The sequence below is a fragment of the Micromonospora mangrovicola genome (assembly GCF_047200535.1).
Lineage (GTDB): Bacteria > Actinomycetota > Actinomycetes > Mycobacteriales > Micromonosporaceae > Micromonospora.
On sequence record NZ_JBJZOG010000005.1, the window covers coordinates 1 to 25,694 of the forward strand.

A 25,694-nucleotide genomic window follows, 5' to 3' on the forward strand; every position below is an offset into this window, starting at 1 on the left:
GAGACGCCGGGTCAGCGTCCCACCGGCACCTGCTCCGCGGTGCCGGCGGGGACGCTCGCCGGCCAGCCCAGCCGACGTACGCCGGGGACGGCGGCGGTGCCGGCGCAGGCGAACAGGACCAGCAGGCCGGCGACCGCGAGGGGCGCGGGCGGCCCCCAGGCCCGGGCGGCGAGCGGGGCCAGGGCGTACCCGAGCGGCATGGCGCCCAGCGACATCAGCCAGTCGTACGAGGTGACCCGGGCCAGCACCTCGGGCGGGAACTGGCCCTGCACCACCGTCTCCCAGACCGGGTTGAGGAAGCCGAGCGCGGTCAGCGCGAGGCAGTAGGCGGCGATGGTCACCGGGGCGGGCGCGGCGGCGGCGAGCAGGAGCAGCGGCGCCGCGTACGCAGCGAGGGCGAGGTTGCCCAGCAGCACCGGCCGGGCCGGGCGGACCCGGGCGGCGAGCAGCGACCCGGCCAGCAGGCCGACCGCCCCGACCTGCTGGAGCAGCACCCAGACGCCTTCCCCGCCGAGGCGCTCCACGGCGACCAGCGGTCCGACGGTGAGCAGCACCGCAGCGGCGCCGTTCCACACGCCGTGGGCGAGCAGACTGCTCCAGTACCAGTCGCGGGAGCGGACCTCCCGCCAGCCGTGCACCAGGTCGGCGCGCAGCGACCGGTGCGGGACGGGCACGTGCCGGACCCGGATGACCGCGAGCAGCGCGGCGCTGGCCGCGAACGAGGCCGCGTCCAGCACGAACGCCCAGCCGGGGCCGGCGGTCCAGATCAGCAGCCCGGCCAGTGCGGGGCCGGCCAGTCGGCTGGCGTTGGCGGTGACGCCCATCAGCGCGTTGGCGCGCTGCCGGCCGTCGGCGTCGACCGTGCCGGCGACCAGCGGGGACGCGGTGGGGATGGCGAATCCGGAGGCCGCGCCGCCCACGGCCGAGGCCACCGCGAGGTGGGTCAGGGACGGGGCCCCGCCCAGCAGTTCCACGCCGACGACGAGTTGGGCGGCGCTGCGCACCAGGTCGGTGACGAGGGCGACGCGCCGCGCGTCGAAGCGGTCGGCCACCACGCCGCCGAGGGGGAGCAGCAGCAGCCGGGGGACCATGGCGCAGCCGAGCACCAGGGCGAGGGCGGCCGTGGACCCGGTGGCGCGGAGCACCGCCAGGGCCAGCGCGGTGGGGACCACCGCGTCCCCGACGGCGGAGACGGTACGGCCGAGGAAGAGCAGTCGGAAGGCCGGCAGGCGGAGGGGATGAGTCATCACCTCGACAGGGTATTTAGACATCGAATATTTCGGCAACGAATATTTCGTGCCCCGGCGTACGGTGTTCCGGTGACCGAACGCGACCGCACCGACCAGCACGTCGCACGCTGGCTGCCCGTCCTGCCCGACCTGGACCCCGACGTCGAGGGCGCGGTCACCCGGATGTCCCTGCTCAGCCGGCACCTGCGCGAGGTGAAGGAGCGGGCCCTCGCGGAGCTGGACCTCCAGGAGAAGGAGTACGGCACCCTGCACGCCCTCGCCGGCCGCGGCGGGCGGGCCGCACCCTCGGAGATCGCCGGCGACCTGCGGATGGCGCCCGCCTCGATCACCGCCCGGGTGGACGCGCTGGTCCACCGGGGCTTCGTGCGGCGGATCCCGTCCACCGCTGACCGGCGGCGGATCGACGTCGAACTGACCGACGCCGGCCGGGACGCGTGGCGGCGCGCGATGGGCGTGGTCGGTGACGAGGAGCACCGGGTGCTGGGCGCCCTGTCCCCGGACGAGCGGCGGCTCCTGTCGGACCTGCTCCGCCGGGTCGCGCTGGTCGCCGAGCGGTCACCGTCGCCCGCCCGGAATGTCGGTGGGCCGGTCTAGGTTGGTCCCGGACCATCAGCCGCACCATCGGGAGGGCAGCATGACCACGCTCGTCGACCGACCGCACACCGCCCTGCTCGTCATCGACGTGCAGAACGGCGTCGTGGCGCAGGCGTACGACCGGGACCGGGTGGTGGGCAACATCGCCACCCTGGTCGAGCGGGCCCGCGCCGGCGGGATCGAGGTCGTCTGGGTCCAGCACCACAGCGAGGAACTGCCCCAGGGCAGCGACCAGTGGCGGTACGTGCCGGAGTTGGTGCGCCGCGACGCCGAGCCGCTGGTGCACAAGGCCTACGGCGACTCCTTCGAGGACACCGACCTGGAGCAGGTTCTGGCCGAGCGCGGCGTCGGTCGGCTCGTGGTCGCCGGCGCCCAGACCGATGCCTGCATCCGCTCGACCCTGCACGGGGCGCTCACCCGGGGCTACGACACCATGCTGGTCGCCGACGCGCACACTACCGAGGACCTGACGGCCTACGGTGCGCCATCGCCCGACCTGGTCATCGCCCACACCAATCTCTACTGGCGCTACCAGAGCGCGCCCGGCCGAACCGCCGGCACGCTCGACACCGCCGACGTCGACTTCGCCGCCGCTCCCGTCCCCGCCTACCCGCGCCCGTAGGGACACCGGGGCGACGAAAACGCCTGGCCGTCCGGGGCGGCGCGCTGGCAGGCTGCCCGGTATGACCTCTGATGCCCTGTCGGGCGCGCTCGCCGACGACCGACGTCGCGCCGTGTTCGCCGCGATCGTCCTTGGCGCCGGGGACGTCCCGGCCGTCGTGGCGCGCACCGGTTTGTCCGCCCGGGACGCCGTCACCGGGGTGCGCCGGCTCGTCGACGCCGGGATCGTCGCCGAGGACGGCACGGCCCTGCGGATCGACGGCGAACGGCTGCGCGGGTTCGCGCGGTCCGGGGGCGCGGCGGGCCTGTCCCCGGCGGCGAACCCGCGCGAGGCGATCCTGCGCACCTTCGTCCGCGACGGCCGGCTGATCCGGCTGCCCGCCCAGCGGGGACGGCGCCGGCTGCTGCTGGAACACATCACCGAACGGTCCTTCGAGCCCGGCGTCCGGTATCCGGAGCGGGCCGTGGACGACGCGCTGCGCGCGTGGTGCGAGGGCGGCGAGGCGGACCATGTCACGCTGCGCCGCTACCTGGTGGACGACCTGCTCCTGACCCGCGACCACGGGATCTACTGGCGCCCTGACCGGGGAAAATGTCGTTGACCGTCCGGTGAGGATCAGGCCGTGACGACCTGGACGACGACGCCCACCCGGCCCGACGCGCCCGAAGCGGCCACCCTGCTGCGCGAGTACCTGGCGGAGATGGTCCGTCGCTGGTACGGCCGCCCGGAACGGCCCGGGGAGGTGGACGCCGCGCTCGCCGAGTCGCCCAGTGACGACCTGCTGCCGCCCACCGGCCTGTTCCTGGTGGCCCACCGGGACGGGCGGCTCGCCGGCTGCGCGGGAGTGCGCTGGCGTCCCGGCTGGGCGGAACTCACCCGGGTCTACGTCCGTGCGGCGCACCGGGGCGCCGGAGGTGGGGCCGCCCTCCTCGACGCCGTCGAGGCGTACGCGCGCGCGGCCGGGGCGGACCGGATCCGGCTGGACACCCGCAGCGACCTGGTGGAGGCGCGTGCCCTCTACGCCCGCCACGGCTACGTCGAGATCCCGGCCTACAACCACGACAGGTACGCCCAGCACTGGTTCGAGAAGCTGTTACCGGCCGGAGTTGACGACGCGCTCGCCCCGCGCTAAAACGGAATCGAGGAGTTGAGTCACTCAGACTCAACTCGACTCTCGACACCTTCGGCCAGGAGAACCGAGGAGGGCATGGCCATGTTGATGCGTACCGACCCGTTCCGCGAGATCGACCGGATCGCCGATCAGTTCTTCGGCACCACCGCCCGGCCGGCGGTCATGCACCTGGACGCCTACCGCGACGGCGACTTCTTCTACGCAGCGTTCGACCTGCCCGGCGTCGACCCGGACAGCATCGACTGCACGGTGGAGCGCAACGTGCTGACGGTCCGCGCCGAGCGGCGCCGGCCCACCGGGGACGACATCGAACTCGTCGCCGCGGAGCGGCCGATGGGCACCTTCACCCGGCAACTCTTCCTCGGCGACACCCTCGACACCGAGAAGCTGGAGGCCGGCTACGAGAACGGCGTGCTGACCCTGCGCATCCCGGTCGCCGAGCGCGCCAAGCCGCGCCGGATCAGCGTCACCGCGACCGGCAACGGCCGCCGGGAGATCAGCGCCTGACCCGGCATCGGCGCAGATCAGCGACCGGCGGCGGAATCGGTGGGGGCGTCCGGTGCGGACGCCCCCACCGACGCGTCCGGGTAGAGCCGGGCCAGGGCGTGCGCGGTGGCGCCGAGCCGGTCCCGCAGCTCCGCCGGCTCGAGCACCTCCACCTCGGCGCCGAGCTTGAGCAGTTCGGTGTGGGCGTGCCGCACCGACTCGATCGGCACGGTGGTCTCCAGCCAGCCGTGCTCGTCCGGCTCACCCGCCGCGGCCCGGGCCGCCCGGCTCATCTCGGGCGGGAAGACGTACGGCATGAACTCCAGCGCGGCCACCGTCATCCGGACCCGAGCCTGGGCGCGGTAGACGTCCCGCTCGTAGCGCTGCGTCCACTCCCGCCAGTACCCGGCCAGGTCGAAGTCCGCCGGACGGGTGTACCGCTCGTCGGAGACCACGACGTCGAGGACCGCGCCGACCCGGTAGGTGCGCAGCTGCTCCTCGCAGGAGGCCACCAGGTACCAGCGGCCCGCCTTGAGCACCACGCCCAGCGGGGCCACTACCCGGGTCACCTCGCGCGGGGCGCGCCAGCGCCGGTAGCGCATCTCCACCAGCCGGTCCTCCCACACGGCACGGGCCAGCGTGGCCAGGTGCGGGGTGGCCTCGGGATGCCGGAACCACCCGGGCGCGTCCAGGTGGAACCGCTGCCGCATCCGGCCGCCCCGGTCGGCCAGCTCGTCGGGGAGCGCGGCCAGCACCTTCAGCTCGGCCGCGGCCACCACCGGGCCGAGCCCCAGCTCGGCGGCCGGGCCGGGCACCCCGGCGAGGAACAGCGCCTCCGCCTCCGGCGCGGTCAGCCCGGTCAGCCGGGTCCGGTAGCCCTCCAGCAGCCGGTAGCCGCCGGCCGGGCCGCGGTCGGCGTACACCGGGACACCCGCGGAGCCCAGCGACTCGACGTCCCGGTAGACGGTCCGGACCGACACCTCCAGGGCGTCGGCGAGCTCCTGGGCGGTCATCCGTCCCCGCGTCTGCAGGAGCAGCAGCAGGGAGACGAGGCGGCTGGCACGCACGCCGTGACGGTATCCCGGGCGGATGGCCGGTCGCGCCAGGGCCCGAACGCGGGTGGGCTTCGACCGGTCCCGACGGTCGACTCGTGGCGGCGGTCGGGTGAGGTTCGGCGGACTTCCGTCTGGCGCGCCTCGTCGCGATTTTGCGCGCCGGCTGAGAGCCTTTCTCACATGCTGCGTCCCGAGGTCCTGCCCCGTGCGTCGGCCCGCCTCGCCGCAGGTGGCGGGCCGGCCGACTTCACCGAGGCGTGGCTGCGCAACCGGCGGCTGTCGGAGCACACCCGCGACGCGTACCGGCGGGACGTCAACGGCTGGCTGAGCTGGTGCGCCGACCGGGGGATGGACCCGCTGGGGGCCAACTTCCTGGACGTCAACGCCTACGGCCGGGAACTGGAGTCCACGCTGGGCGCGCGCAGCGGGCGCCCGCTCACCCCGGCCACCGTCGCCCGTCGACTCTCCGCCCTGTCCAGCTGGTACGACTTCCTGGTCAAGCTGCGTGCGGTCGAGGCCAACCCGGTCGCCGGCGCCGACCGTCCCCGGGTCGACCGGGACCACTCGGCCACGGTGGGGCTCACCCCGGAGGAGGTGGACGCGCTGCTGGCGGCCGCCGAGGCGGACAGCGGCCCGACCGCCGCGCGCAACCGGGCCACCATCGCCCTCCTGGCCGACCTGGGGCTGCGGGTCGGTGAGCTGATCTCCCTGAACCTGACCGACCTGGGTGCCGAGCGTGGGCACCGCAGCGTCCGGTTCGTCGGCAAGGGCGGTAAGGTGCGCCGCCGGGCGCTCACCCCGGGCACCGCGTACGCGGTGGACGCCTACCTGGCCGCCCGGGCCGCCGCGCAGCGGCTGACCGTGCCCGAGCTGACCGGGCCGCTGCTGGTCACGGCGACCGGCGCCCGGCTGGACCGGCACTCGGTGTTCCGGCTGGTCCGCCGGCTCGCCCAGGCTGCCGGCATTCCGGCGTGGGCGAAGCTGTCTCCGCACTCGCTGCGGCATGCGTTCGCCACCTCGGCGCGCGCCGAGGGGGTGCCGCTGGAGGACGTGCAGGACGCGATGGGCCACGCGGACCCGCGGACCACCCGCCGCTACGACCGGGACCGGCACAACCTCGACCGCGATCCCGCGTACGTGATCTGGGCCGCCCGGGCGCGCCGGCGCGGATAAACCCGTTGACGGAGTGAGTACTCACTCCGCATGCTGGGCGGCATGACGGACACCACCGCGCCCCGACGCCGCGCCCCGGGAATGAGCCCGGACGAGCGCCGCGCGATGATCGTGCGGACCGCCCTGCCGCTGCTCGTCACTCACGGCGCGACCATCACCACCGCCCAGGTCGCCCGGGCGGCCGGCATCGGGGAGGCGACCGTCTTCCGCGCCTTCGCCGACAAGGACGCCCTGCTCGACGCCTGCGTCGCCGAGGCACTGCGGCCCGACACCGCGCTCGCCGAACTGTCCGCGATCCCGCTCGACCAACCCCTCGGAGACCGGCTCACCGACGCAGCCGGCGCGCTGCTCGCGCACTTCGAGCGGATGGGCGCGGTGCTCGCCGCCGCCCACGCCGCCGGCCGCCCCGGGCGGTCCCGCCGTGGTGGCCGCACCGCCGAGGGCCGCGACCACGGCGGGACGGCGGCCACCACCGCCGACGGTCCCACGTCGACCGCTACCGCGGGTGCCCCGCCCTCGTCGGCCACCACGCCGCGGGACCGGCCCGGCGGCACCGCGTGGGGTCCGGCGGAGCCGCCCGCCGGCGACCGTCCCGTCGCCGGCCGCCAGGAGTCGGCCGCCGCCGTCCGGGCGGCCGTGGCCGTACTGCTCGCCCCGGAGCGGGACCGGTTGCGGCTGCCGGAGGACCGGCTGGCCGCGCTGTTCCTCGCCGTCCTGCTGCCCGGGCGCGGGCCGCTGCCGGGCGACGCACCCACCCCGGCCGAGCTGGTCGACCTGTTCCTGCACGGCGCGCTCACCCCGACCGCCGAGGAGGCGAACCCGTGACCGTCACCCTCAACCACACGATCGTCCCGGCCCACGACCACCACGCCGCCGCCCGGTTCTTCGCCGAGGTGATGGGACTACCCGTACTGCCGCCCGCCGGCCGGCGCGGTCACTTCGCGCCGGTACGCGTCAACGACCAGCTCACCGTCGACTTCATGAGCGTGCCGACGCCCGAGGGGCATCACCTCGCCTTCGACGTGGACCCGGACACCTTCGACGCGATCCTCGGCCGGCTGCGCGACGCCGGGGTGCCGTACGGCAACGAACCCGGGTCGCCCGACAACGGGCGTACCGACCATCCACTGTGCGCCCGAGGGCTGTTCTTCCGGGACGACTCCGGCAACCTCTACGAGGTGATGTCCCCGGCGTGACCGGCGTACCCCGGTCGTGGCTCGTCCGGATGCGACACGGGCTGGAGATCTCCCGCGTCGGCGGTGTCCACCCTCGCCGAGGCGCGGCGACCGCCACGACGATGGCATCCTCCTGAGCCGCGTTCAGCCGGCGTGGCGGGTGACGAGTTCGGCCCCGATGCGGGCCAGCTCGTCCCGCACCGACGGCGGGTCGACGACCTCGACCAGCGCGCCCCAGCCGGCCAGCTGCCGGGCGATGTCCAGCGGGGTCGGGGCGGCGACCCGGACCCGGACCCGGCCGTCGACGGGTTCGCCGTCGAGGTGGCAGTGCCGGCCGAACTGGTCGTGCAGGACCGGCGCGAACCGGGTCGGCAGCAGCACCGTCGCCCAGGTGCCCGAGCGCCGCCGCTCGATCTCGTCGACGACCTTCTGCCACGCGTCGGCCAGGACGAGGTCGTCGGGGCGGTCGGCGGGCCGGTCGGTCGGTTCGGCCCGGGCGATCCGGTCGACCCGGAAGGTGCGCCGCCCCCGGTCGGTGCCCGCCAGCAGGTACCAGACGTCGTCCTTGTCGATCAGGCCCCACGGGTCCACCAGGCGTTCCGTCGGCTTCCCGGCACGCCCGGCGTAGCTGAGGCGGACCTTGCGGCGCCGGACCACGGCGGTCTGCAGAACGTCGACCGTGGAGGGCCGGGTCCGGTCGCGCTCGCCCCACCGGACCGGGTCGACCAGGGTGGCGTCGCCGGCGGCCTCGGCGTCGGCCCGGAAGGTGCGCGGCAGCGCCGTCAACAGCTTGCGCAGCGCCGCCCGGGCCTCGGGCGAGACGGCCGCGGCGGGGCCGACGAGCAGGAACAGCGCCTGCGCCTCGGTCGCCGTCAGGCCACTGAGATCGGTGCGTGCCCCGCCGACCAGGGACCAGCCGCCACCGCGCCCGGCCTGCGGATACACCGGTACGCCCGCCGCCGAGAGCGCCTCCAGGTCGCGCCGCGCGGTGGCGACCGACACCTCCAGTTCGGTGGCGAGTTCGGCCGCGGTCACCCGGCCCCGGGTCTGCATGAGCAGCAGCACGGCCACGAGGCGGTCAGCGCGCATGACCGGGATTCTCCCCCAAAGTGCTCAGAAGGTGAGCACTTTACGACGAAGGATGGGGCGTGTCATCCATCGAGAAGGGAACCAACCGATGCTGCGAGGTCTCACCACCGTCAGCTTCTACGCCGCCGACGTCGCCGCCGCCGCCAGCTGGTACAGCGAACTGCTCGGCACCGAGCCGTACTTCACCCGCCCGGCCGCGGGACCGCCCGCGTACGTCGAGTTCCGCATCGGCGACCACCAGCACGAACTGGGCATCATCGACAGCCGGTTCGCCCCGCGTCCCCGGCCCGCGGAGGCCGGCGGCGCGGTGGTCTACTGGCACGTCGACGACGTGGAGGCCGCCTTCGCACGGCTGCTGGGGCTGGGCGCCACGGCGTACGAGAAGCCGGTCGAGCGCGGGCCGGGCTTCGTCACCGCCTCCGTGGTCGACCCGTTCGGCAACCTCCTCGGCGTCATGTACAACCAGCACTACCTGCGGATGTCGAACCGGTGACGCACTTCGCGGACACCGCCGTCCGGCGGAGGGCCGTCGGGTGACCGCCGGGGTCGGCTCGGCGGGTGGGCCGACCACCCGCCCAGCCGACCCGCCCTCAGTCCTGCGGACGCGGGCAGAGGCAGAACGGCTGCCCCACCGGGTCGAGCAGCACCGTCCACCGCTCGCCGCCCGGCTGGAACTCCGGCCTACGGGCGCCGGCTGCCACGAACTCCTTCTCGGCGACGGTCACGTCGTCGACGTACAGGTCGAGGTGGTAGCGCTTGCCGGCGGTCTCGTCCGGCCAGGCCGGCGGGGTGTACCCGGGCACCAGGCCGAAGCCGATCGAGACCCCGTCCTTGCTGATCATCGCGTACTCGGCCTGGCTGTGGGTGACCTCCCAGCCGAGGACACGGGAGTAGAAGCCGGCATGGGCGACCGGGTCGGAGCTGTCGAGGTTGACCATCGCGAGGTTGGCGTGCACTGTCATGCCGCCCATCCTCGCCACCGAAGCTGACACCTGCTGGCAGGTACCTCCGCCGGATCTCGGCCCGCCGGCAGGGGGCACAACCGCCTGCGCGGGCCGGGCGGTGTCTCTACGGTCGGTAGGTGATGGGCAGGGATCAGGGGTGGACCAGACCGGCCCGGCGCCGCCGGCCGGTCCGCGCGGGCCTGCTGTTCGGCGGCCTCGGGGTCGGCCTGTGCCTGGTCGGGGTCGCCGGCCTCGGCGTGTGGAACGTGCAGGTGGTGCTCCAGGCCAACGGCCCGGTCCGGGAGACCGCCGACACGTTCCTGCGGGAGGTCGCCGCCGGGGACACCGACCCGGCGTACGAGAAGCTGTGCCGGCAGGCGCGCGGCAAGTGGAGCCAGGTCGGGTTCCGCAGCTGGGTGCGCACCCCGCCGCAGGTCACCGGCTACGAGATCGTGGACGTGTCGGTGGCCACCCGGAGCGGTCGCCCGCGCGGCACGGTGAAGGTGCGGCTGACCCGCGAGGGCGGCGGCAGCGAGGAGCGGGACCTGCCGGTGGTGCAGGAGAACGGAGAGTGGCGGGTCTGCGGAGACCCGTTCTGACCGGTCGGGGGCAGCGTCGCCGGCCGGTCCTGTCCTAAGCTGTCGGCCACACGACTGGCGCGGGTGGGCGACCACCGGGGAGTGAAGTCGGGGGCGTCGACCGCCTGGGGGTCCCCTCATCGACACCGATGAGGAGCCAGATGTCCGCCACCTCGATCGCCCGCCACCGGATCCTGCACCTGTCCGACACCCACGTCGGCGCCGACGGCCGCGTCGAGGACGGCGTGGACGCCCGTGCCGCCCTCGACGGGATGCTGCACGACGTGCGGCACGTGCCCGACATCGACCTGGTGGTCGTCAGCGGGGACATCGCCGACGACGGCTCGGTCGAGGGCTGCGTCGCGGTGCGGGAGGCGGTCGGCCGGTTCGCCCGCGAACGCGGCATCCCGCACGTCTACTGCCCGGGCAACCACGACCGCCGGGCGTCCTTCGCGGCCGCGCTGGGCACCGGCCACCTGGCCGCCGACGGAACCGACACGGGTGAGCCGGCCCGCCCCGCGGGCGAGGAGCGGGCGGCGGTCAGCGTGGTCCGCGGGCTGCGCGTGGTGACGCTCGACAGTCTCGTGCCGGGGGCGGTGCACGGCCAGCTCGGTGACCGGCAGCTGCGCTGGCTGCGCAGGGTGCTGGCCCGGCCGGTCGAGGCCGGCACGGTGGTGGTGCTGCACCACCCGCCGATCGCGCTGCCCTCGTCGCCGCTGATGGCCTCGGTCAACCTGCGCGACGTCGACGGATTCGCCGCCGCCCTGGCGGGCAGCGATGTGCGGGCGGTCCTCTGCGGCCACTACCACCTGCAGTTGTCCGGCGCGCTGGGCGGCGTGCCGGTGTCGGTGACGCCCGGTGTGGTGACCCGCATCGACCTGACCGCCCCGCCCCGGCTCGAGCGGGCCGTCACGGGCGCCGGCGCGACCGTGGTCGACCTCGGCGGTCCCGGGTCACCGATGTTCCACACCCTTGCCGCCCGGGATCCGCGGGCGGGTCGACAGGTGTACCTGGTCGACGCCGTGTCGGGCGTCGACGTGCCGGGGGAGTGAGTGGGGTCAGCCGCGCGGGCCGAGGTCGCCGGAGCGGTAGTGCCGGCGGCAGAGCACCTGGTAGCGCACATCGGCGGTGTCGACGGTGTCCCCGATGACGACCTGCTCGCCCTCCCGGACCACCCGCCCGTCGACGACCCGGGCGTTGAGCAGCCCCTCCCGGCCGCACCAGCAGAGCACCTCGACCTGGATGCGGGCCACCTCGTCGGCGAGCTCGAACAGCCGCTGCGCGGCCGGGAACAGGCAGGAGCGGAAGTCGGTGGCCAGGCCGAACGCATACACGTCGACGTCGTAGTTGTCAACCAGCTCGGCCATCTGCTCGACGTGCTCGAGGTTGTAGAAGGACGCCTCGTCGCAGATCAGGTAGTCGACCCGTACCCCCTCGGCCCACGCGTCGCGGACCAGGTCGCGCAGGTCCAGGGCGTCGGTGACCTCGATGGCCGAGTGGGCCAGGCCGATGCGGGTGGTGACCTGCGGGCCGAGGGAGCGGTCGATACGGGTGGTGACCAGGCCGCGGCGACCCTGCCGGGCGTGGTTGTAGTTCATCTGCAGGGCCATCGTGGACTTGCCGCAGTCCATCGGGCCCCAGAAGAACTTCAGCGCGGCGGCGTGCAGCGGTCGCCCGTCGACCCCGCGGGCGGCGGCGCAGCCGCCGGCAGGGCCGTCGCCCGGCCCCGGGAGGGGGCGGGCCAGGCAGGTCGGGGCGGCAGCGGCGTCGTCGGTCACGTCGGGGCAGCCTAGCCCATCGACGCGAGAGGATCTTGCCGGCGCGCGCCTCGACCTACAGCACCCGGGGCGGGGTGTTGCCGGCGGCGACGATGGCCCGCCGCATCGGCACGGCGGCCAGCAGCGCGAAGCCGACCACGAAGAAGATCAGCAGGGAGACCAGACCCACCCGGTACGAGGCGGTGAGCTGGAACACCAGGCCGAAGGCGAGCGGGCCGAGCCAGCTGGTGCCCTTGTCGCTGATCTCGTAGAAGCCGTAGTACTCGCCCTCCTTGCCGGTCGGGATGAGCTGGCTGAACAGCGATCGGCTCAACGCCTGGCTGCCGCCGAGCACCAGGCCGATGCAGCCGCCGAGCAGCATGAACGGCAGCGGCGCCTCGGCGGGCAACCGGAACGCGGCGATGATCACCGCGGTCCAGAGCACCAGGCTGAGCAGCACGGTCTTCCACGCGCCGATGCGCCGGGCGAGGGCGCCGAGGGCGAGCGCGCCGCCGAAGGCGAGGAACTGCACCAGCAGGATGGTGACGATCAGGGTGCTCTGCTTCAGGCGCAGCTCCTCGGTGCCGTACTGGCTGGCCAGGGTGATGACGGTCTGGATGCCGTCGTTGAAGACCAGGAAGGCGAGCAGGAAGAACAGCGTCAGCGGGTACGTCTTGATCTCCCGCAGGGTGCGGCCGAGCTGCCTGAACCCGTCGGTGAGCACATTGCCGCCCCCGTGCAGCGCCTCGGCGGTGGGATGCTCGCGCAGCCAGCGCAGCGGCAGCAGGGTGAACGCCGCCCACCACAGGCCGGCCGAGACGATCGACCAGCGGGCCAGGTCGAGGGTGCGCTGCGGGTTGCCCTCCTCACTGAGCATCGTGACCGCGACCAGGTTCAGCGCGAGCAGCAGCCCGCCGCCGAGGTAGCCGATGGCCCAGCCGCGGCTGGAGATGGCGTCACGGTCGTCGGGGCCGCCGAGCTGCGGCAGGAACGAGTTGTAGACCACGACGGCCGCGCCGAAGGAGATGTTGGCGATCAGGAACAGCGCCCCGCCGAGCAGGTACCGCTCGCCGGTGACGAAGGCGAACGCGATCGTCGCCCCGGCGCCGGTGAACGCGGCGGCGGCCAGTAGCCGCTTCTTGTGCACCGAACGGTCGGCGACCGCCCCGATCACGGGCAGCACGAACACGGTGAGGAACACCGACAGCGAGATCAGGTACGGGTAGTAGGAACCGGCGGCGACCCGGATGCCCAGTGGGTGCACGTACCCGTGGCACTCGTCGGCGCCCAGCTCGCAGCCGGCGGCGAGTTCGGTGACGGTGGTGAGGAACGGCCCGAGGAAGACCGTGATCACCGTGGTCTGGAAGGCGGAGTTCGCCCAGTCGTAGAAGTACCAGCCGGTGCGTTCGCGGCGGGTGCTGCCCGGGTGGCCGGGCTCGACGACGGCTGGGGCGACCGTTTCGGCCAATGGGGGTCCTCTGGCTCAGGCGGCCCAGTGGCCGCGGCTGCGGTAGACGTCGCGCAGCACGCCGACGTGATCGGTCATGATGCCATCCACACCAAGATCAAGTAAGTCGTGCATTTCGGCAGGTTCGTCGATCGTCCAGACGTGCACCTGCAACCCGAGTCGGTGGCAGTACGCGAGGAACCGCCGGTCGACCACCGGGATGCGCCCGTACCGGACCGGGACCTGGGCGGCGACCACGGACGGTGGCAGCCGCAGGGACCGGCCGTGCAGGGAGGCCATCCGCAGCCGGGCCACCCCGCGCATGCCGAGGCTGGTGGCGATCTTCGGCCCGGCGAGGGCGCGCAGCCTCGCCAGCCGGGCGTCGCTGAACGAGGCGAGCAGCACCCGCTCGCCGGCGCCGGCCCGGGTGAGCGTGTCGACGGTCGGCGTGACCGCGCCGTCGGACTTGACGTCGACGTTGAACCGGACCTCGGGCCAGGCGGCGAGGACCTCGTCGAGGCGGGGCACGACGGCGGCGCCGCCGACGCGCACCGAGGCGAGGTCGGCCCAGCGCAGATCCGCGATGCGCCCCGGCTCGCCGGTGACCCGTAGCAGCGTGGCGTCGTGGAAGATCACCGGCACGCCGTCGGTGGTGGCGTGCACGTCGGTCTCCACGTACCGGTAGCCGAGGGCGATGGCCCGGGCGAACGCGGCAGCGGTGTTCTCGTCGCCGTCGGCCGCGCCACCGCGGTGGGCGAAGGCGAGGGGTGCGGGGGCGTCCAGGTAGCCGTGTCGGGGCTGCACGCGGGAAGTATGCCGCGCGCCGGTGGCATCCGGATGACCGGCCGGCGTCGCCACAACGAACTTCCCCATCGCTCCCTATTTCCCGTAGGATAGGGAACGATGGGTAATGACATGTACTCGGTTGAGCAGGTCGCGGATGTGCTGGGGCTGCACGTGCGCACGGTGCGCGGCTACATCCGCGCCGGCCGGCTGCCGGCGGTGCGGATCGGCAAGCAGTACCGGATCGCCCGCGCCGACCTCGACGCGCTGACCGGCCGACCCGCGGCGGCCACGCCCGCCGGTCCGGCGGTGCTGGAGGTGTCGAGCATCGCGCAGGTCGACGGCGTCGACCGGGCCACCACCGACCGGCTCACCACCCTGCTGCTGGCCACCGCGAACACCCACCACGATCCGGCGCGCCCGCTGCGCGTGCAGACCGTCCACGACGAGGAACGCCACCGCATGAAAATCGTGATCCTGGGCGACGCCGCCGCCACCGCCGACCTGCTGCACCTGCTCGACGCCGTCCTGCACGGCGCGGGCGGCCTGCTCGCCCGGGAAGGGCCCACCGATGTCTGACCTGCTTGAGCAGCGGGCCGGGGTGCGGGTGCTGGTGTGCGACCCGACCGGGCCGCCGATCGCCACGGAGCGCGACGCCCTGGACCTGATCGGGGCGGCCTTCCTCGGCGCCGCGGTGGTCGCCGTACCGGCCGAGCGGCTCGACCCGAGCTTCTTCTCCCTGGGCACCCGCTTCGCCGGGGAGATCATGCAGAAGTTCGTCAACTACCGGCTGCGGCTGGTGGTCGTCGGCGACATCTCCCGGCACCTGGCGGCCAGCGCCGCCCTGCGGGCCCTGGTGACCGAGTCCAACCGGCACGACCACGTCTGGTTCGTCCCCGACCTGGACGCCCTCGACGCCCGGCTGGGCCGCGCCTGAACCTGGACCCTCAGCGCAGCCAGCCGGCGGTCAGCGCGGTCACCCCGAGCCCGTCGGTGTCGGTCAGCTTGACGCCGACGAACTGTCGGGCGGCGGGGGAGGTCTGTACCCGGGGCGCCGGCTCCGGGTCGATCAGCGTCGCCACCACCACGGCGGCGGCATCGGCCGCCGACTGCGCGGCCGTGAACGCGCCCGCGCTGCGCGCCAGGTACGCCCGCAGCGCCGGGCCGTACACCCCGGCGGCGGCGATCGCGGCCTCCGGGTCGATGCCGACGTTGGCGACGAACTCGCTGGCCACCGCGCCCGGCTCGATCACGGTGACGCTCACCCCGACGGTGGCGGCGACCGGGGCGAGGGACTCCATGAACCCCTCGACGGCGAACTTCGCGGCACAGTACGCCTCGTTGAACGGCTGCCCGACCACCCCGCCGACGCTGGTGACGGTGAGCAGCCGGCCCTGCGCCGCCCGCAGGTGCGGCAGGGCGGCGCGGGTGACGTGCAGGACGCCGAAGAAGTTCACCTCCATGACCGCCCGGACGTCCGCGACGCTCTCCCGTTCGAGGGTGCCGACGTGGCCGGCCCCGGCGTTGTTGACCACCGCGTCGAGCCGGCCGTGGCTGGCCACCACGTCGGCCACGCAGGCGGCCACCGACGCCTGGTCGACGACGTCGAGCCGGCGCACCTCGACCAGGTCGGCGACCCCGGCGTCGGCGGCGGCGGCGCGCAGCCGGTCGGCGCGGGCGAGGTCGCGCATGGTGGCGACGGCCCGCCACCCGGCACGGGCCGCGCCCAGCGCGATCTCCAGCCCGATGCCGCTGGACGTGCCGGTGATCAGCACGGTGGGTGCGCTCACGGATGCCTCCCTGCGGGGTGTCCCGGCCCGAAGGGTCTCACCGTCGGGGGCGGTGGCGTGCCGATTCAGCCGGACCGGTGCCGCCGGTGGGCGCGGGTGGTCTCCACCGGCCGGCCGGGGTCGACGTGGCGGGGCCGGTCGGGCTCGTCGGGGCGCAGTGGCACCAGGTCCTCGGTGATCGCGTCGATGATCCGGTCGGTGGCCCGCCGGGCCGCGCCGGGCGTGCCGGCGTGCAGGTCGCGCAGCGCCACCGGGGCGCCGAAGTGCACCCGGATAGCCGGCCGGCGCACCAACGCCCGGGCGATCCCGCGCAGCATGCCCTTGGGCGTTCGGTACGGCAGCACCTCGTGGGAGCCCCACTGGGCGACCGGGACCACTGGCGCGCCGCTGGCGAAGGCGAGCCGGGCCGCGCCGGTCTTGCCCCGCTCGGGCCACAACCCGGGGTCCAGGCCGATGCGTCCCTCGGGGTAGACCAGGACGACCGACCCGCCGGCAACGGCCGTGGCGGCGACCTCCAGGGCCCGGTGCACGGAGGTGGTGCCGCGGTCGACGCGGATGTGGCCGGCGCGACGCATCAGCGGGCCAACGACAGGGGCGCGGAACAGTCCGGCGGTGGCCATGATCCGCGGGTGGATCCGGCGGGCCCGGCAGGCGGCGGTGAGCACGACTGGGTCGAAGGGGCTGATGTGGTTGGCGGCCAGGATCAGCGGCCCGTGCCGCAGCCCGGCCGGCACGTCGCCGGTGACCTCGAGGCGGCCGAGCAGGGCGACGACGGCGCGGGCGAGCAGTTGCGCGACGCGCCAGAGCAGCGGCGCCCGCCAAGGGGAGGTCGGGGTGTTCATCAGTGCTGGATGGTCGCACGCCGCCGGGTGAGGCGGGGGTCCGGTCCCGGGTCGAGCGGCAGAGGTGATCAGGGTCATTGGTCCCGGGACTGATCGGGCCCTGCGGCCCTGCCAACTCTTGTACGACGCCAAGTAGTATTTACTACGTCTCGTAGTATGCACAGCTGGGGGTTTCAGGTGGACGCGTTGGACGTCGCCCGCTGGCAGTTCGGTGTCACCACCGTCTACCACTTTCTCTTCGTGCCGTTGACCATCGGGCTGTCCATCCTGGTGGCGATCCTGCAGACCCTGTGGCACCGCACCGGCAACGAGCGGTACCTCAAGCTCACCAAGTTCTACGGCAAGCTCTTCCTGATCAACTTCGCGATGGGTGTGGTCACCGGCATCGTGCAGGAGTTCCAGTTCGGGATGAACTGGTCGGACTACTCGCGCTTCGTGGGGGACATCTTCGGCGCACCCCTGGCGATCGAGGCCCTGGTCGCGTTCTTCCTCGAGTCGACCTTCATCGGGCTGTGGATCTTCGGCTGGGACCGGCTGCCCAAGCGGCTGCACCTGGCCGCCATCTGGGCCGCCGCGATCGGCACCAACCTGTCCGCGTACTTCATCCTCGCCGCGAACTCGTTCATGCAGCACCCGGTCGGCTACCGGATCAACCCCACCACCGGCCGCGCCGAGCTGACCGACTTCTTCGCCGTGCTCACCAACAAGGTCGCCCTGATCACCTTCCCGCACACCCTCGCCGGGGCGTTCCTGGTCGCGGGGTCGCTGATCGTCACCGTCGGCCTGTGGCACGTCATCCGCAACCGGGACAGCGCCGACACCGACGCCTACCGCTTCGCCACCAGGTTCGGCTCGTGGGTGGTGCTGATCGCCTCGGCGCTGGTGCTGTTCACCGGCGACATCCAGGGCAAGATTATGACCGACGTGCAGCCGATGAAGATGGCCGCCGCCGAGGCCCTCTACACCACCGAGAGCCCCGCCTCGTTCTCCGTGTTCACCGTCGGCAGCCTCGACGGCAGCCGCGAGGTCTTCGCCGTCAAGCTCCCGTACCTGCTGTCGTTCCTCGGCACCGGCGACCCCAACGGCACCGTGCAGGGCATCAACGACCTGCAGGCCCAGTACGCCGCCCAGTACGGCGCCGGCAGCTACACCCCGATCATCCCGGTCACCTACTGGAGCTTCCGCTTCATGATCGGCTTCGGGCTGGCCGCCGCAGCGATCGCCCTGATCGTGCTCTGGAGCCAGCGCAAGGGCCGCACCCCCAGCAGCAAGTGGCTGCTGCGCGCCGGCCTGGTCCTGCCGGCGCTGCCGCTGCTGGCCAACTCCTTCGGCTGGATCTTCACCGAGATGGGCCGCCAGCCCTGGATCGTCTTCGGCGAGATGCTCACCCGCAACGGCGTGTCCCGCACCGTCTCGCTGACCGAGGTGCTCACCTCGTTCACCGCGTTCACCCTGATCTACGCCGTCCTCGCCGTCATCGAGTTCAAGCTGCTGCTCCGCTACGCCAAGGCCGGCGTCCCCGACGTCACCCCGGCCCCCGTTGACGACGACACCGACGACGCCGAGCGCCCGCTCGCCTTCGCCTACTGATCCCCGGAGCCCATCGTGGAACTGACGACCGTCTGGTTTCTCCTCGTCGCCGTACTCTTCACCGGCTACTTCATCCTCGAAGGCTTCGACTTCGGCGTCGGCATGCTGCTGCCCGTGCTCGGCCGCGACGACCGGGAACGCCGCGTCCTGATCAACACCATCGGCCCGGTCTGGGACGGCAACGAGGTGTGGCTGATCACCGCCGGCGGCGCCATGTTCGCCGCCTTCCCCGAGTGGTACGCCACCCTCTTCTCCGGCTTCTACCTGCCGCTGCTGCTGATCCTGCTCGCCCTGATCGCCCGGGGTGTGGCCTTCGAGTACCGGCACAAGCGCCCCGAGGCGTCCTGGAAGCGCCGCTGGGACCAGGCCATCTTCTTCGGCTCGCTGGTACCGGCCATCCTGTGGGGCGTCGCCTTCGCCAACATCTTCCGGGGCGTGCCACTGGACGCCGACCACGAGTACGTCGGCGGATTCTTCAACCTGCTCAACCCGTACGCCCTGCTCGGCGGCGCGACCACCCTCGGGCTGTTCCTCACCCACGGCGCGGTGTTCCTCGCCCTCAAGACCAGCGGCGACATCCGCGAGCGCGCCGCCGCACTCGCCGTCAAGGTCGGCGTCGGCACCGCGGTGGTGGCGGTGGCCTTCCTGAGCTGGACGCTGACCATCCGCTCCAGCGCCACCGCCGTCGTGCTCGCCGTCGGCGCCGCACTCGCCCTGGTCGGAGGTATCGCCGCCGCCCGGGCACGCCGGGAGGGCTGGGCGTTCACCGGCACCGCCGTGGCGATCGGCCTGGCCGTGGCGACCATGTTCGCCGCGCTGTTCCCGAACGTGCTCCCGTCCACCCTGGACGCAGCCGGCACGCTGACCGCCAGCAACGCCGCCTCCACCCCGTACACCCTGAAGATCATGACCTGGGTGGCCGTGGTGTTCACCCCGATCGTGCTGGCCTACCAGGGCTGGACCTACTGGGTGTTCCGCAAGCGAATCGGGGTAATGAACATCCCGCAACACTGATCAGCCTGCGGGCGTGGGTGACGCGGGGTCGGTGCGAGGGGGTCGCACCGGCCCCGCGGGGCGCCTCAGACCAGGTCGACGCGTTCCCACTCGACCGGGTGGCCGGCCCGGGCGAAGGTGGCGGCCATCGGCGTGTTGTGCTGGTCGGTGGCCGCCACGATCTGCTCCGCGCCCACCTCGACCAGCCGGTGGGTGGCCTCGACCAGCAGGTCGTAGGCGTATCCGTGGCCGCGCTGCCCGGGCAGCACCCCGACGAACCCGACGATGTGATCGGTCTGGGTGCGGGCCGGCACGATGAGGCCGGCCAGCTCCCCGCCGGGGGTGTACCCGAGCCGCCACCAGTCACGCGGGCTCGGCAGCCACCGCAGCAGGTCCAGGTCCTCCCGCGCCGCGGCCTCCGGGCCGTGCCGCTCGGCCGCGTGCCGGTAATGGGCGTCCAGGCTGCCCTCGCCGATGCGGCGCAGCACGTCCAGGATCACCGCGTCGTCCGGCTCGGGCCGGAACCGCAGCCGGCCCGGCCGCGCCGGCAGGCCGCACTCCGGTGTCCACCGGTACCGGTAGCGTTCGACCAGCACCCGCATGCCGGCGGCCGTCGCCGCGTCGATGCGGGCCTGCCCCTGCGCGCGCAGCACCGGATCGTCCCGCCAGCCGGGCGGCAGCAGGATCGAGTACTCGGCCCGCAGCGGCGCGGTGCGCAGCAACGCCACCGCGGCGTCCGGATCGGTGAAGTCGAACCAGTCCAGCGCCAGCGGCGCCGGGTCGTCCGGCGCGGCCCACCAGGCGGCGCGGGCGACCACCACGCCGTCGCGCAGCGCCACCCAGGTCCACTCCGGGCGGTAGCCGCCGTCGGCGTACGTCCGGCCGAGCACGGCCCGCCCGACCAGCCCCGGGTCGGACAGGGAGTCGAAGAGGTGTTCCTCGCCCGCGACGAGCGGGCGGATGACCAGGTCGGTCATGAAGGTCCTTCCGGGAAGCGGTGCGCTCCCGGTTCAGGAACCCGAGGTCCTCGCGGTCGGGTGGGAGCGCATGACAGTCGTACGTGCCATGGCGCTCACCTCCCTCCGGTCTCGTCGAGGACGTGGCGGAACCGTACCAGACGGCCCGCGCCCCGGCCGAGGCGAATTCCGGCCGGGGCGCGGCGTGCTCAGTGGGCCTCGCGCAGCTCCGCCAACCGCGCCTCGATCTCCGCCAGCTCGGCGCGCAGCTTCTCCGCCTGCTGCTCCGCCTCCGTGCGCTCCGCGGCCAGGATCTGCTCCACCGCCTCCTGCACCCCCGGCACGTCCACCAGGGCCACCATCCGCAGCGCCTCCGCCGGCTTCACCACGTACGGCCGCGCGAGCGCCTTGCTGCCCTGCTGCGCCGCCACCGTCCACTCGCCCTCGGCGTACGCCAGCGTCACGGTCAGCCCGGCCGGGCTCTTCGGCTTCGCCGCCTTCGCCGCCCGCTTCGCCGGCCTCGGCTCCGCCTGCCGCTGCTCCACCTTCGGCTCCTCCCGACGCGGTGCCGGCACCGCCGGCGTGTCCAGCACGAACTCCGGCTCCGCCGGCGCCGGCGGCTCCTCGATCTCCGGCTTCGGCTCTGCCGGCTTCCGCCCGGCCCCCCTCGGCGCGATCGACACATCGACGGGGGAGAAGGGCAGCTCGTCGCGGCCGAACCGGACCACCACGAACTCCTCGGACAGCTCCGGGTCGGTCAACTCCACCACCTGCCCGAGCTGACCGGCCATCTGCCCGGCGGCCGCGGTGAACACCACCTTCGGCTTGCGGCCCGCCGCCAACGCCTCCCGGATCCCCTGCACCTCGTCAGTGGACAAACCCTGACCCGCCATCACGCCCTCTTCCGTACACCCGTCTGATTAGCAGCCTTGATACCAGCCGGCTGCGACAACCGGAAGATCAACCCCCCAGGGCGCGCAACGCCGCGTCGGCGTGCTCGTTCATGCTCAGCTCGCTGTGCACCACCGCGAGGACCCGCCGGTCCGCACCGATCACGAAGGTCATCCGCCGCATGCTCAGCGCACCCAACGGCAGCCGCCGGCGCACCCCGAACGCGTCCGCCACCGTCCCGTCGACGTCCGACAGCAGCGGATAGTCGAAGCCGTGCCGGCGGGCGAACTCCGCCTGCTTCGCCACCGGGTCCCGGCTGATCCCGACCCGCTGCGCCCCGACGGCCGCGAACTCCGCCGCCAGGTCACGGAAGTGGCAGCTCTCCGCCGTGCAGCCCCGGGTCATCGCCGCCGGGTAGAAGAACAGCACCACCGGCCCCGCCGCCAGCAACTCCGACAGCCGCCGCGGCGTACCCGTCTCGTCCGGCAGCTCGAAGTCCTCGACCAGGTCACCAACACCCACCGCCATCGCGTACCTCCACTCGCCGATCCCGACGCGGTGAGCCTAGGCCGTCCCGGTGTGACCGTCCTCTCCACCCTGGCGCCCCGCCGGCCACGGTAACGTCACCGGCACCACCAGGGCAGGGGAGAGGGCCATTGACCTCCGTCACCATCATCACCGGCGGTAGCCGCGGCATCGGCGCCGCCACCGCCCGACGGCTCGCCGCCGCCGGCCACGACGTCGCCATCGCCTACCGCAGCGACCACACCGCCGCCCAGGCCGTCCTCGCCGACATCCGCGCCGCCGGCCGCCGCGGCGTCGCCGTGCCCGCCGACACGACCGACCCCGACCAGGTGCACCGCCTCTTCGACGCCGCCGCCGACCTCGGCCCCCTCACCGGCCTGGTCAACAACGCCGGCATCACCAGCCCGATCGGCCCCTTCACCGACCTGCACGCCGACGACCTGCGCCGCGTCGTCGACGTCAACCTCATCGGGTACGTCCTCTGCGCCCAGCAGGCCGCCCGCCGGATGACCCGCGGCGGCGCCATCGTCAACGTCTCCTCCTCCGCCGCCACCCTCGGCAGCCCCGGCGAGTACATCCACTACGCCGCCGTCAAGGCCGCCACCGACACCCTCACCGTCGGCCTGGCCAAGGAACTCGCCCCCCACGGCGTCCGGGTCAACGCCGTGGCCCCCGGCATCATCCGCACCGACATCCACGCCCTGTCCGGCGCACCCGACCGCGCCGACACCGCCGTCGGCCGCATCCCGCTGGGCCGCGCCGGCGAACCCGACGAGATCGCCGGCGCCATCGCCTTCCTCCTCGGCCCCGACTCCTCCTACACCACCGGCGCCGTCCTGCGCATCGCCGGCGGCCTCTGACCACCCGCCCGAACGGGCCCGGGGGCGCACCCCCGGGCCCGTCGGCTGCCCACCGCTCAGTTGGTGAACAACTTCGCCGCAGTGATCATCGTCTGCACCACGCCGTAGACCAACAGTGCCGTCACCACCAGCCACGACACCATCAGCCGGACCCGCTGGCCGTGCATCGCAGGCTCGTCCACGGTCTGCTCGTGCACCGCGTCCTCGTTCACGACGCGCTCCTCTCCGCCGCCACCGGCTCCGTACCCTCAGCCTCGTCCCGGTCCGACGCCGGTTCGTGGAACCGTTCCGGCACCGGCCGGATCAACAGGTTGGCGATGAACCCCACCGCCAGGATCCCGACCATCGTGAACAGCGCCGGCCGGTACGCCGCTGCGGTCAACGTGCCCGGCTTGCCCTGCGCGTCCAGGAACGCGTTCACGATCAGCGGACCGGCCACCCCCGCCGCCGACCACGCCGTCAACAGCCGACCGTGGATCGCACCCACCTGGTAGGTGCCGAACAGGTCCCGCAGGTACGCCGGCACCGTGGCGAACCCACCGCCGTAGAACGACAGGATCACGCACGCCAGCAGCACGAACAGCGCCGTCGCGGTCTGCCCGAACAGGGCCAGCAGCGTGTACAGCACCATCCCGACACCGAGATAGACCAGATAGATCGGCTTACGGCCGATCACGTCCGACGTCGACGACCACACGAACCGGCCCGCCATGTTGAACAGCGAAAGCAGCCCCACGAAACCGCCGGCCGCCGCCACCGACACCGAAGAGGTCCCGTTGTCCCGGAAGAAGTCCTGGATCATCGGACTCGCCTGCTCCAGGATCCCGATACCCGCGGTCACGTTGCAGAACAGCACGATCCACAGCAGCCAGAACGACCACGTCCGCACCGCGTTCGCCGCCGACACGTTCGCCGTGGTCACCAGCGGCTTCGCCGCCACCCGCGCCGAATCGAACCCGGCCGGACGCCAGTCCACCGCCGGCACCCGCACGTTGAACACCCCGAACATCATGATCACGAAGTAGCCGATGCCGAGCGTCACGAACAGCCACACCAGCGCGCTGCCCGTCGCCGTCGACCCCGCCACCGCCGGGTCGTACCCGGAGTCGTAGAACGACAGCAGCTGCCGGGACAGGGGAGAGGCCACCATCGCCCCACCACCGAACCCCATGATCGCCAGACCGGTCGCCAGACCCGGCCGGTCCGGGAACCACTTGATCAACGTCGAGACGGGGGAGATGTACCCGATCCCCAACCCGATCCCGCCCAGCACCCCGTACCCGAGGTACAACAACCACAACTGCTTCGTCGCGATACCCAGCGCCCCGACCAGGAAGCCGGCCGCCCAGAAACACGCGGAGACGAACATCGCCTTACGCGGCCCGTTCGCCTCCACCCAGGTGCCCGCCACGGCTGCCGACAACCCCAGCATCACGATCGCGATGCTGAAGATGATCCCGATCGCCGTCTGACTGGCACCGAAGTGCGCGATCAAAGAGTTCTTGTAGACGCTGGTCGCGTAGACCTGCCCGATACACAGATGGATCGCCAACGCGGCCGGGGGAATCAGCCAACGGCTGTACCCGGGCGGCGCGACGGTGTGCCGACGATCGAGTGCGGAAAGCATCCGTGCTTCCTCTCGGAAAAATGACGGGAAACTTCCCGCCACATGCCCACACCGCCCGCTGCGCGCAAACCCACCACGCGCCGGACGGTCGAAACCCTGAGCCGAACGGTCACCCGCCCACACCGCGGCGCACCCACCAACCCCACCAGGTCACGCCGCGGAACTGTCCGAACCCACCCCGGACTCCGCCCCGCCACCGTTCGACCCACCGACCAGCCCGCCACCGGGGATCAGCCGCAACGCCAGCCGCGCCCGCCCCGGCCCGATCAACCGGCGTGGCCCGTACTTGGCGTCGAACAACGCGAACACCCGCGCCCGCTCCGCATCCCCGTCCACCCGCGCCAGCCGGAACCGCGTACCCGACCAGCCGTTCACCGCCAACGGCCGGGACAACTCCACCTCCAACGGCCCGGTGCCGAAGTCGGTCAACTGGTCCACGATCGGCGACCCATCGATGCACCAACCGCCCGCCGTCACCACGAAGTGCATCACGCAGGACCGCAACACCACGCCGTCGTGCCGCAGCGTCACCGGCAGGCAGATGTACTCCTCCAACGGCCGCGTGCTCGGATGCCACCACAACTCGTCGAAGCGACTCTCCACGAACTCACCCAACGGGCTGCCCATGAAGACCTCCAGATGCGGAGCCGCCGACGCCCGAACCCCGATCGGAAAGAACGAGATCAACGCCTTCTCGTCCCAGCGGAACATGTGCACCGACGGCGAGGCGTCGTAGATCCGCACCTGGAACCGGTTGCGCTCCGCGACGTCCAGGGACTCGACGAACTCGTTGAGCCGGCGCAGGTTGTCCACGATCACCTCCCGGACGTTCACCGGACGGATCTCCTCGGCCCGCTGCGACGCCGCCGCCGAGTCCGGATCCAGCAGCAACAACCGCACCAGCACGCCGTTGGTCAACGCCGTCCGCAACGCCCGCAGGAACCGCTCCCGCCCCGACCCCTCCAACAGGTGACTGCCGATATCCATGATCGACACCGTGGACGTCGCCGCCGCCACATTCCGGCTGAACTCCTCATCGTCGAAGCGTGGACGCTCCTCCACCCGGGAACGCCGCAACTCCTCGAACAACGGATCCACGATCGCGTACGAGAACGCCACGATCACCGTGCTGGCCCCGATGTTCAGCAGCAACTCCTGGTTGTAGCCCTCGACCATCCGTCCCCAGGCCAACAGGCCCACCGACACGGCCAGCAGCCCCAGCACCCCCACCACCCGACGGGCCCGCCAACGCAACCGCCTACGCAGAGCCCCCACGACCGGTCCGCCCACGCGCCCTCCCCACTGACGCAGGTAGATCGATGATGCCCACCACAGTGGAACGACGCAACGACATCCACCTGCCGCCGGCCGCGAGCACCGGACTCGGCCAGAACAAGCCGCCGCGAGACCGAACTGACCGAAGCACCGGGGAAGGTGGCCGAACCAGGCGCCACCGCCCACCGCCCGCGGCCGGCCGAGTCGCCGAGTCGCCGACGGCGGCTACCGGGCGCACCCGCACGCCCGGCTACGCACTG

Annotated in this window: 31 protein-coding genes and 1 riboswitch; of the genes, 16 read left to right on the top strand and 15 right to left on the bottom strand. The window is 73.0% G+C overall.

Translation table 11 applies throughout. The features are described 5' to 3' along the window. Positions 1–11: 11 nt before the first annotated feature. A complete protein-coding gene (locus tag ACL02O_RS03210; RefSeq protein ID WP_412816412.1) occupies positions 12–1,247 on the bottom strand; it encodes an MFS transporter in 1,236 nt (411 codons plus the stop codon). A gap of 72 nt (positions 1,248–1,319) precedes the next feature. Here ACL02O_RS03210 and ACL02O_RS03215 point away from each other — a divergent pair, with 72 nt between their 5' ends. From ACL02O_RS03215 to ACL02O_RS03235, 5 genes are all read left to right on the top strand, one after another. Further along, complete coding sequence (locus ACL02O_RS03215) at positions 1,320–1,844, top strand: MarR family winged helix-turn-helix transcriptional regulator (RefSeq protein WP_412816413.1); 525 nt, start codon at positions 1,320–1,322, stop codon at positions 1,842–1,844. A gap of 40 nt (positions 1,845–1,884) precedes the next feature. After that, on the top strand, positions 1,885–2,466 hold the full coding sequence (locus tag ACL02O_RS03220) for an isochorismatase family protein (RefSeq protein ID WP_412816414.1): 582 nt from the start codon (positions 1,885–1,887) through the stop codon (positions 2,464–2,466). 61 nt (positions 2,467–2,527) lie between these two features. Next, the gene (locus ACL02O_RS03225) at positions 2,528–3,067 is read left to right on the top strand and encodes a DUF2087 domain-containing protein (protein WP_412816415.1); all 540 of its coding nucleotides are present in this window, start codon (positions 2,528–2,530) and stop codon (positions 3,065–3,067) included. A 21-nt stretch (positions 3,068–3,088) separates the two neighbouring features. Next, positions 3,089–3,598, top strand: coding sequence for a GNAT family N-acetyltransferase (locus tag ACL02O_RS03230; RefSeq protein WP_412816416.1), 510 nt, complete (start codon positions 3,089–3,091; stop codon positions 3,596–3,598). Positions 3,599–3,679: 81 nt separating this feature from the next. Then, entirely contained in the window at positions 3,680–4,105 is a 426-nt protein-coding gene (locus tag ACL02O_RS03235; protein WP_412816551.1) for an Hsp20/alpha crystallin family protein, read from the top strand. A 17-nt stretch (positions 4,106–4,122) separates the two neighbouring features. Here ACL02O_RS03235 and ACL02O_RS03240 read toward each other — a convergent pair whose 3' ends face one another. After that, complete coding sequence (locus tag ACL02O_RS03240; RefSeq protein WP_412816417.1) at positions 4,123–5,151, bottom strand: helix-turn-helix transcriptional regulator; 1,029 nt, start codon at positions 5,149–5,151, stop codon at positions 4,123–4,125. A 168-nt stretch (positions 5,152–5,319) separates the two neighbouring features. On the opposite strand from ACL02O_RS03240, the gene ACL02O_RS03245 reads away from it, so the two are divergent. From ACL02O_RS03245 to ACL02O_RS03255, 3 genes are read left to right on the top strand one after another with little or no spacing between them, the layout of a single operon-like run. Further along, positions 5,320–6,312, top strand: a complete 993-nt coding sequence (locus ACL02O_RS03245) for a tyrosine-type recombinase/integrase (protein WP_412816418.1) — start codon at positions 5,320–5,322, stop codon at positions 6,310–6,312. 42 nt (positions 6,313–6,354) lie between these two features. Continuing rightward, positions 6,355–7,137, top strand: a complete 783-nt coding sequence (locus tag ACL02O_RS03250; RefSeq protein ID WP_412816419.1) for a TetR/AcrR family transcriptional regulator — start codon at positions 6,355–6,357, stop codon at positions 7,135–7,137. Then, positions 7,134–7,508 (top strand): VOC family protein, encoded by a 375-nt coding sequence (locus ACL02O_RS03255; protein WP_412816420.1) that lies wholly within the window; start codon positions 7,134–7,136, stop codon positions 7,506–7,508. Before ACL02O_RS03250 ends, ACL02O_RS03255 begins: the two co-directional genes overlap by 4 nt. Positions 7,509–7,631: 123 nt before the next feature. On the opposite strand, the gene ACL02O_RS03260 is transcribed toward ACL02O_RS03255, so the two are convergent. Further along, a complete protein-coding gene (locus tag ACL02O_RS03260; protein ID WP_412816421.1) occupies positions 7,632–8,576 on the bottom strand; it encodes a helix-turn-helix transcriptional regulator in 945 nt (314 codons plus the stop codon). An 88-nt stretch (positions 8,577–8,664) separates the two neighbouring features. Here ACL02O_RS03260 and ACL02O_RS03265 point away from each other — a divergent pair, with 88 nt between their 5' ends. Then, on the top strand, positions 8,665–9,069 hold the full coding sequence (locus tag ACL02O_RS03265; RefSeq protein ID WP_412816422.1) for a VOC family protein: 405 nt from the start codon (positions 8,665–8,667) through the stop codon (positions 9,067–9,069). A 97-nt stretch (positions 9,070–9,166) separates the two neighbouring features. Here ACL02O_RS03265 and ACL02O_RS03270 read toward each other — a convergent pair whose 3' ends face one another. Then, complete coding sequence (locus tag ACL02O_RS03270) at positions 9,167–9,538, bottom strand: VOC family protein (protein ID WP_412816423.1); 372 nt, start codon at positions 9,536–9,538, stop codon at positions 9,167–9,169. A gap of 122 nt (positions 9,539–9,660) precedes the next feature. Between ACL02O_RS03270 and ACL02O_RS03275 the strand changes: the two genes are divergently transcribed. Both ACL02O_RS03275 and ACL02O_RS03280 read left to right on the top strand, forming a co-directional pair. Then, a complete protein-coding gene (locus ACL02O_RS03275) occupies positions 9,661–10,119 on the top strand; it encodes an Rv0361 family membrane protein (RefSeq protein WP_412816424.1) in 459 nt (152 codons plus the stop codon). A 40-nt stretch (positions 10,120–10,159) separates the two neighbouring features. Then, positions 10,160–10,236, top strand: a riboswitch (ZMP/ZTP riboswitch). A 23-nt stretch (positions 10,237–10,259) separates the two neighbouring features. Then, positions 10,260–11,150, top strand: a complete 891-nt coding sequence (locus ACL02O_RS03280; protein WP_412816425.1) for a metallophosphoesterase — start codon at positions 10,260–10,262, stop codon at positions 11,148–11,150. Between the two features lie 6 nt (positions 11,151–11,156). Here ACL02O_RS03280 and ACL02O_RS03285 read toward each other — a convergent pair whose 3' ends face one another. From ACL02O_RS03285 to ACL02O_RS03295, 3 genes are read right to left on the bottom strand one after another with little or no spacing between them, the layout of a single operon-like run. Further along, positions 11,157–11,876 (bottom strand): thymidine kinase, encoded by a 720-nt coding sequence (locus ACL02O_RS03285; RefSeq protein WP_412816426.1) that lies wholly within the window; start codon positions 11,874–11,876, stop codon positions 11,157–11,159. 55 nt (positions 11,877–11,931) lie between these two features. Next, a complete protein-coding gene (locus tag ACL02O_RS03290) occupies positions 11,932–13,323 on the bottom strand; it encodes an MFS transporter (RefSeq protein ID WP_412816427.1) in 1,392 nt (463 codons plus the stop codon). Positions 13,324–13,338: 15 nt separating this feature from the next. Then, positions 13,339–14,106, bottom strand: a complete 768-nt coding sequence (locus ACL02O_RS03295) for a glycerophosphodiester phosphodiesterase family protein (protein ID WP_412816428.1) — start codon at positions 14,104–14,106, stop codon at positions 13,339–13,341. Positions 14,107–14,205: 99 nt separating this feature from the next. Between ACL02O_RS03295 and ACL02O_RS03300 the strand changes: the two genes are divergently transcribed. Together ACL02O_RS03300 and ACL02O_RS03305 are read left to right on the top strand one after the other, a co-directional pair. Next, positions 14,206–14,664 carry a helix-turn-helix domain-containing protein gene (locus tag ACL02O_RS03300; RefSeq protein WP_412816429.1) on the top strand — a complete coding sequence of 153 codons (459 nt, stop codon included), beginning with the start codon at positions 14,206–14,208 and terminating at the stop codon, positions 14,662–14,664. Further along, positions 14,657–15,022, top strand: coding sequence for a DUF4180 domain-containing protein (locus ACL02O_RS03305; RefSeq protein WP_412816430.1), 366 nt, complete (start codon positions 14,657–14,659; stop codon positions 15,020–15,022). Before ACL02O_RS03300 ends, ACL02O_RS03305 begins: the two co-directional genes overlap by 8 nt. A 10-nt stretch (positions 15,023–15,032) precedes the next feature. Here the strand turns inward: ACL02O_RS03305 and ACL02O_RS03310 are convergent, their stop codons facing one another. Then, entirely contained in the window at positions 15,033–15,875 is an 843-nt protein-coding gene (locus tag ACL02O_RS03310; RefSeq protein WP_412816431.1) for an SDR family NAD(P)-dependent oxidoreductase, read from the bottom strand. 65 nt (positions 15,876–15,940) lie between these two features. After that, the gene (locus ACL02O_RS03315; RefSeq protein ID WP_412816432.1) at positions 15,941–16,717 is read right to left on the bottom strand and encodes a lysophospholipid acyltransferase family protein; all 777 of its coding nucleotides are present in this window, start codon (positions 16,715–16,717) and stop codon (positions 15,941–15,943) included. Positions 16,718–16,894: 177 nt separating this feature from the next. Between ACL02O_RS03315 and ACL02O_RS03320 the strand changes: the two genes are divergently transcribed. Together ACL02O_RS03320 and cydB are read left to right on the top strand one after the other, a co-directional pair. Then, a complete protein-coding gene (locus tag ACL02O_RS03320; protein ID WP_412816433.1) occupies positions 16,895–18,307 on the top strand; it encodes a cytochrome ubiquinol oxidase subunit I in 1,413 nt (470 codons plus the stop codon). Between the two features lie 15 nt (positions 18,308–18,322). Further along, positions 18,323–19,321 (top strand): cytochrome d ubiquinol oxidase subunit II, encoded by a 999-nt coding sequence (cydB, locus tag ACL02O_RS03325; protein WP_412816434.1) that lies wholly within the window; start codon positions 18,323–18,325, stop codon positions 19,319–19,321. A 65-nt stretch (positions 19,322–19,386) separates the two neighbouring features. Here cydB and ACL02O_RS03330 read toward each other — a convergent pair whose 3' ends face one another. The 3 genes from ACL02O_RS03330 to ACL02O_RS03340 all read right to left on the bottom strand — a co-directional run bounded on the left by ACL02O_RS03330 (position 19,387) and on the right by ACL02O_RS03340 (position 21,675). After that, positions 19,387–20,277, bottom strand: a complete 891-nt coding sequence (locus ACL02O_RS03330) for a GNAT family N-acetyltransferase (protein ID WP_412816435.1) — start codon at positions 20,275–20,277, stop codon at positions 19,387–19,389. Positions 20,278–20,465: 188 nt separating this feature from the next. After that, positions 20,466–21,149, bottom strand: coding sequence for a hypothetical protein (locus ACL02O_RS03335; RefSeq protein ID WP_412816436.1), 684 nt, complete (start codon positions 21,147–21,149; stop codon positions 20,466–20,468). Between the two features lie 67 nt (positions 21,150–21,216). Next, positions 21,217–21,675 (bottom strand): peroxiredoxin, encoded by a 459-nt coding sequence (locus tag ACL02O_RS03340; RefSeq protein WP_412816437.1) that lies wholly within the window; start codon positions 21,673–21,675, stop codon positions 21,217–21,219. A 128-nt stretch (positions 21,676–21,803) separates the two neighbouring features. Between ACL02O_RS03340 and ACL02O_RS03345 the strand changes: the two genes are divergently transcribed. After that, complete coding sequence (locus ACL02O_RS03345) at positions 21,804–22,532, top strand: SDR family oxidoreductase (RefSeq protein WP_412816438.1); 729 nt, start codon at positions 21,804–21,806, stop codon at positions 22,530–22,532. Positions 22,533–22,588: 56 nt separating this feature from the next. Here ACL02O_RS03345 and ACL02O_RS03350 read toward each other — a convergent pair whose 3' ends face one another. The 3 genes from ACL02O_RS03350 to ACL02O_RS03360 form a co-directional block, all read right to left on the bottom strand. Next, positions 22,589–22,744 carry an MFS transporter small subunit gene (locus tag ACL02O_RS03350; protein WP_412816439.1) on the bottom strand — a complete coding sequence of 52 codons (156 nt, stop codon included), beginning with the start codon at positions 22,742–22,744 and terminating at the stop codon, positions 22,589–22,591. Next, complete coding sequence (locus ACL02O_RS03355) at positions 22,741–24,159, bottom strand: OFA family MFS transporter (RefSeq protein WP_412816440.1); 1,419 nt, start codon at positions 24,157–24,159, stop codon at positions 22,741–22,743. The genes ACL02O_RS03350 and ACL02O_RS03355 overlap by 4 nt, the downstream gene beginning before the upstream one ends. Before the next feature lie 150 nt (positions 24,160–24,309). After that, the gene (locus tag ACL02O_RS03360) at positions 24,310–25,449 is read right to left on the bottom strand and encodes a hypothetical protein (protein ID WP_412816441.1); all 1,140 of its coding nucleotides are present in this window, start codon (positions 25,447–25,449) and stop codon (positions 24,310–24,312) included. Positions 25,450–25,694 lie beyond the last annotated feature (245 nt).

Excerpts from the sequence above, each read along its gene's own strand:
- ACL02O_RS03210 (WP_412816412.1), bottom strand. The coding sequence starts at position 1,247 with ATGACTCATCCCCTCCGCCTGCCGGCCTTCCGACTGCTCTTCCTCGGC.
- ACL02O_RS03220 (WP_412816414.1), top strand. The coding sequence starts at position 1,885 with ATGACCACGCTCGTCGACCGACCGCACACCGCCCTGCTCGTCATCGAC.
- ACL02O_RS03225 (WP_412816415.1), top strand. The coding sequence starts at position 2,528 with ATGACCTCTGATGCCCTGTCGGGCGCGCTCGCCGACGACCGACGTCGC.
- ACL02O_RS03235 (WP_412816551.1), top strand. The coding sequence starts at position 3,680 with ATGTTGATGCGTACCGACCCGTTCCGCGAGATCGACCGGATCGCCGAT.
- ACL02O_RS03245 (WP_412816418.1), top strand. The coding sequence starts at position 5,320 with ATGCTGCGTCCCGAGGTCCTGCCCCGTGCGTCGGCCCGCCTCGCCGCA.
- ACL02O_RS03250 (WP_412816419.1), top strand. The coding sequence starts at position 6,355 with ATGACGGACACCACCGCGCCCCGACGCCGCGCCCCGGGAATGAGCCCG.
- ACL02O_RS03260 (WP_412816421.1), bottom strand. The coding sequence starts at position 8,576 with ATGCGCGCTGACCGCCTCGTGGCCGTGCTGCTGCTCATGCAGACCCGG.
- ACL02O_RS03265 (WP_412816422.1), top strand. The coding sequence starts at position 8,665 with ATGCTGCGAGGTCTCACCACCGTCAGCTTCTACGCCGCCGACGTCGCC.
- ACL02O_RS03270 (WP_412816423.1), bottom strand. The coding sequence starts at position 9,538 with ATGACAGTGCACGCCAACCTCGCGATGGTCAACCTCGACAGCTCCGAC.
- ACL02O_RS03275 (WP_412816424.1), top strand. The coding sequence starts at position 9,661 with ATGGGCAGGGATCAGGGGTGGACCAGACCGGCCCGGCGCCGCCGGCCG.
- ACL02O_RS03280 (WP_412816425.1), top strand. The coding sequence starts at position 10,260 with ATGTCCGCCACCTCGATCGCCCGCCACCGGATCCTGCACCTGTCCGAC.
- ACL02O_RS03300 (WP_412816429.1), top strand. The coding sequence starts at position 14,206 with ATGGGTAATGACATGTACTCGGTTGAGCAGGTCGCGGATGTGCTGGGG.
- ACL02O_RS03305 (WP_412816430.1), top strand. The coding sequence starts at position 14,657 with ATGTCTGACCTGCTTGAGCAGCGGGCCGGGGTGCGGGTGCTGGTGTGC.
- ACL02O_RS03315 (WP_412816432.1), bottom strand. The coding sequence starts at position 16,717 with ATGAACACCCCGACCTCCCCTTGGCGGGCGCCGCTGCTCTGGCGCGTC.
- ACL02O_RS03330 (WP_412816435.1), bottom strand. The coding sequence starts at position 20,277 with ATGACCGACCTGGTCATCCGCCCGCTCGTCGCGGGCGAGGAACACCTC.
- ACL02O_RS03335 (WP_412816436.1), bottom strand. The coding sequence starts at position 21,149 with ATGGCGGGTCAGGGTTTGTCCACTGACGAGGTGCAGGGGATCCGGGAG.
- ACL02O_RS03340 (WP_412816437.1), bottom strand. The coding sequence starts at position 21,675 with ATGGCGGTGGGTGTTGGTGACCTGGTCGAGGACTTCGAGCTGCCGGAC.
- ACL02O_RS03355 (WP_412816440.1), bottom strand. The coding sequence starts at position 24,159 with ATGCTTTCCGCACTCGATCGTCGGCACACCGTCGCGCCGCCCGGGTAC.